The following is a 4344-nucleotide window of genomic DNA, read 5'->3' as shown; positions in this document are numbered from 1 at the left end:
GCCGGAGCCCGTCCGCGGGCGGCCGGTGCGCCCGCCCGCGGACGGCGGGGGCGGGTCTCATCGGGCGATCCACGCCTCGCCGAGGAGCACCATGTACTCGTCGGTCGGCACGATGCCGTGCACGTTCTCGCCCCAGGCGGTGAATCCGGCGGTGGCGCCGAGGTTGATGACGGGGACCTTCTCGTTGAAGAGCGTCTGGATGTCGTCGAGGACCTTCTGGGTCCCGGCCTCGTCCTCGGCACCCTGGAGCCGGACCAGCAACTGGTCCATCTCCGGGTCGGCGTAGCCGCCGGGGTTGCCGTAGCTCTCGGAGTTCAGGACGCTCTGCAGCCGGTGGTAGGGGTCGCTCTCGGAGACGCTCGCCGCCCCTCGGCTGATGTCGAAGTCGTGCTCGACGTAGGTCTTCGACACCCGGTCGGCGATGGAGGAGACGAGGTCGAGCTCGACCTTGAAGCCGACGCGTTCGAGCATCGCCTTGACGACGACCGCCTTGGACCGGGAGACGGGGTCGGTGCCGTCCATGTAGGTGATGGTGCCGTCGTACCCGTCCTCGCGGGCCTCGGCGAGGAGCTTCTTCGCCTGCTCCAGGTCGATGCCGAGGGGCTTGACCTCGGAGTGCCAGCGCGATTCGGGCGGGAAGATCTCCTGGCCGGGCAGGCCCTTGCCGGCGTAGGCGCGCTCGGTGTCGAGCTCGGGGTCGAGGGCCAGCGCCATCGCCTTGCGGATCCGTACGTCCTCGCCGGGCCGGCCCTCGCGGGTGTTGACGGTGACCATGTTGCCGAGGCCGGTGAGGGTCAGCTCTCCGGGGTGGCCCTTCTTCACGGCGTCGTCCACGACGTCGGGGCTGCGCATGTACGTCACGTCGGTCGTGCCGTCCTCCAGCGCGTCGAGTTTGGCCCGGTCCGCCTGCGGCCAGGTGAACCGGACCGCGTCGAGGTGCGGTTCGCCCTTCCAGTACTTCTTGTTCGCCTTGAGGACCATCTCCTCCTGGGGGGCGTACTTCTGGAGGGTGAAGGGGCCGGCGCCGATCGGCCGGAAGGTGTCGCCGGCGTACGCGGCGGGCGCCACGATCATACCGGGGGCCTGGGCGAGCATCGCGGGGAAGGTGGCCCAGGGGGTGCGGAGCGTGAAGACGACGGTGGAGTCGTCGACGGCCTCCGTCTTCGCCAGGTTGGGGGCGAGCAGCGCGGTGTCGGCGCCCTTGTTCTTCTGGTACCACGCCAGGCTGGCGACCACCGCCTCGGCGTCGAGGGGGGTGCCGTCGGAGAACCGGACGCCGTCGCGGAGCTTGAGCGTCCAGACCTTGGAGTCGTCGCTGCTCGTCAGCGCCTCGGCGAGCCAGGGTTCGTAGGTCTGGGCGGCGGTGTCGTAGCGCATCAGGACGTCGTAGACGGCGGCGAGCGCCGAGCCGCCGGAGGCCCCGGTGGCGTAGGTGGCCGCCGGACTGAGACTGCGGGCCTCCGCGTAGTCCGCGAAGCGGAGGGTGCCCCCGCGGACCGGTTCGCCCGCCTCCGGCTGCTCACCGACGCTCCCGAAGGTGTACCGGCCGCGTTCGGCCTTCTGTTGCTTGCTTCCGCCGTCGCCGCCGTCCGGTGAGGCGCACGCGGAGGTGAGCCGCGGCGGCCAGGACGGCGGCGAGGCGGGCGCGTACCCGTGGTGCTCGCTTCATTGTCTCCTCCAGATGTCCGGTCGCGGGGAGCGGAGAGGGAACGGGCCGACAGGAGCAGGCCGGATCAGGTGGGGGGACGCTACGGTGAGCGAAATCCGGCCGACGTGACGCATCCCACTCACCGGGAGCCCGGCCCCGGCGGCACCGTGCCCGAGGTGCGGCGGTTCCCTCCCCCGACGGCCGGCCTCCACGGTGTCCCGGTGACCGGAACCCGTCGGTGGGCGAAGCCCCGCCCGCGACCGACACTGACCCCGACAAGCGATCTGTCTGGAGTCCCCGACGCACCAGGAGTCCCGATGCCCAGCGAAACGGACCACCGCTCCCCCGCTCTCACCGCAGTCGCCGGGCTCACCGGCCCCGGTGGCCGGTTCGAGCTCTCCGACGACGACGTCCTGGGCACCCGGCTGCCGGTCTTCGTCCACCGGCAGCGCGCCCTGCACGAGGTCCTGCACGCGTCCGTCGCGCACGGCGACCGCGAGCACATCGTCACCGCCGACCGCCGCATCACCTTTGCCGAGCACGCGGCGCAGGTCGCCTCGCTGGCCCGGGTGCTGCGGGAGGAGTACGGCATCGGCAAGGGCGACCGGGTGGCGATCGCCGCCGCCAACAGTGTCGAGTGGATCGAGGCGTTCTGGGCGACGGTGTCCATCGGGGCGGTGGCGGTCGGGTTCAACGCCTGGTGGTCGGCGCGCGAGATGGCCTACGGGGTGGAGAACGCGGAGCCCGCCCTCGTGCTGGCGGACGCCCGGCAGTCGGCGAAGCTGGACGGCTGTCCCGTCCCGGTGCTGTCCCTGGAGGACGACGTCCGCCGCTTCGTCGGGGCGTACCCCGACGCGCCGCTGCCCTCCGCCGACGTCGCCGAGGACGACCCGGCCGTCATCCTGTACACCTCGGGGACCTCGGGCCGCCCGAAGGGGGCCGTGCACACCCATCGCAATCTGCTGGCCGTCGTGGAGTACCACCGCCTGAACGACGCCCTGCTGGCGGAGTTCGGCGACCCGGTGGCCTCCGAGGACCGCGTCTACCTGCTGGCGCTGCCCCTGTTCCACATCGCGAGCCTGCACAACCTGGTCGCGCCCCGGCTGGCCACGGGCAGCCGGATCGCCCTGCACCAGGGGGCGTTCGACGTGGACGCGGTGCTGGGCATGGTGGAACGGGAACGCGTCACGAACTGGGGCGCCGTGCCGACGATGGCCCACCGGCTGCTCGAACACGGCGGGGTCGACCGCTACGACACGTCCTCGCTGACGGCGTTCGCCCTGGCCTCGGCGCCCTCGACGACGGAGTTCAAGGAGCGGCTGCGCCGGGAGGTGCCGTTCGCGAAGGACTCACTGGTGGACAGCTACGGCCTGACCGAGTCCTGTACGGCCATTGCCGCGGCGAACCCGCAGGACCTGGCGGCGGCACCGGGCAGTCTCGGGCGGCCCGTCGTCGGGGTGCGGCTGGAGATCCGCGACCCGGCCGGCCAGGCCCTCCCGGAGGGCGAGGAGGGCGAGGTCTGTGTCCGCAGCATGTTCAACATGCTGGGCTACTGGCGCGATCCCGAGGCGACCGCGAACGCCGTCGACGAGGACCGCTGGCTGCGCACCGGCGACCTGGGGCAGTTGCGCGAGGGCCGGCTGTATCTGCGCAGCCGCCGCTCGGACCTGATCATCCGCGGGGGCGAGAACGTCTACCCGGCGGAGATCGAGACGGTGCTCGCCCAGCACCCGGACGTCGTGGAGTGCCTGGTCCTCGGGGTACCGCACCCGGACCTGGGCCAGGAGGTGGCCGCCGTGGTGGTACTCAGGCCGGGGTCGACGGCCACCGAGGAGGCCCTGCGGGACCACGCGGCGGACGCCCTGGCCTACTTCAAGGTGCCCAAGCGGTGGCGGCTCACCGCCGACCAGCTGCCGCGCAACGCGACCGGGAAGGTGATCCGGCACTCGGTACGGGTCTGAGGCCGGTCCCGCGCCGGACGGTTCTTCCGGTGGGGGCGTGCGGGGGCCCGCCGGGGAGCGGTCGTGCCGGCCGGTGCCGAGGGACCGGCACCCGGCGCCGGTTCAGAAGGTCTCAGGGCCGCGCAGTGTGGCCTCGGCGCCTCCGTCGACGTACAGCACCTGCCCGGTGATGTGGCTGTTCCCTTCGGAGGCCAGGAACAGCACCGCCCGTGCCACGTCCTCGGGCCGCAGGTAGCCGTTGAGCGGCATGGGGACCGCCGCGTCCATGACCTTCTTCATCTCCGGGTCGTCGAAGAGGCCCGCGCTCATGGGGGTGAGCACGATGCCGGGCGCCAGGACGTTCAGCGCGATTCCGGCGTCCGCCCAGCCCTCGGCGACCGCGGTGCGCCGCGCCCATCGGGCGAGCGCCGCCTTGGAGGAGGGGTACAGCTGCCGGGCGCGGCCGTCGGCGACGGCGGCTTCCGCGTGGCGCAGGGCCGTGGCTGGCCTCGTCGTCGGCCAGACAGCCGGAAACGACGTCCGGGTCGGCGGGCTGGGTACCGGAGAGGGAGCCGATGACCACGGCGCGGGGCCGCTCGGCGGCGGCCAGGGCCGGCCGCAGGGCCGTCAGGAACGCGGTGGTGCCGAAGTAGTTGACCGTCACCATCGCGGTGCCCGGTACGGAGGTCCCGGCGCAGGTGACGACCGCGTCCACCTGTCTCTTATACACATCTCTGAGCGGGCTGGCAAGGCAGA

General features: G+C 72.4%; 3 protein-coding genes. 1 reads left to right on the top strand and 2 read right to left on the bottom strand.

Annotated elements, in window-relative coordinates; all coding sequences use genetic code 11:
* Positions 1 to 57: 57 nt before the first annotated feature.
* Positions 58 to 1377, bottom strand: a complete 1320-nt coding sequence (locus IH13_RS0133540; RefSeq protein ID WP_051836013.1) for an ABC transporter substrate-binding protein — start codon at positions 1375 to 1377, stop codon at positions 58 to 60.
* A gap of 588 nt (positions 1378 to 1965) precedes the next feature.
* On the opposite strand from IH13_RS0133540, the gene IH13_RS0133535 reads away from it, so the two are divergent.
* Positions 1966 to 3609 carry a steroid-24-oyl-CoA synthetase gene (locus IH13_RS0133535; RefSeq protein ID WP_031090478.1) on the top strand — a complete coding sequence of 548 codons (1644 nt, stop codon included), beginning with the start codon at positions 1966 to 1968 and terminating at the stop codon, positions 3607 to 3609.
* 102 nt (positions 3610 to 3711) lie between these two features.
* Here the strand turns inward: IH13_RS0133535 and IH13_RS45350 are convergent, their stop codons facing one another.
* A complete protein-coding gene (locus IH13_RS45350; RefSeq protein ID WP_234433485.1) occupies positions 3712 to 4038 on the bottom strand; it encodes an SDR family NAD(P)-dependent oxidoreductase in 327 nt (108 codons plus the stop codon).
* Positions 4039 to 4344: the final 306 nt, after the last annotated feature.

The sequence above is a fragment of the Streptomyces sp. NRRL WC-3549 genome (assembly GCF_000721935.1).
In the GTDB taxonomy this organism is placed as follows: domain Bacteria; phylum Actinomycetota; class Actinomycetes; order Streptomycetales; family Streptomycetaceae; genus Streptomyces.
The sequence above is the reverse complement of the archived record's forward strand: the minus strand, read 5'-3'. Positions and strand labels throughout refer to the sequence as shown.

Bases quoted from the DNA above. Each gene is read 5' to 3' on its own strand.
- IH13_RS0133540 (WP_051836013.1), bottom strand. From the start codon at position 1,377: ATGCGCTACGACACCGCCGCCCAGACCTACGAACCCTGGCTCGCCGAG.
- IH13_RS0133535 (WP_031090478.1), top strand. From the start codon at position 1,966: ATGCCCAGCGAAACGGACCACCGCTCCCCCGCTCTCACCGCAGTCGCC.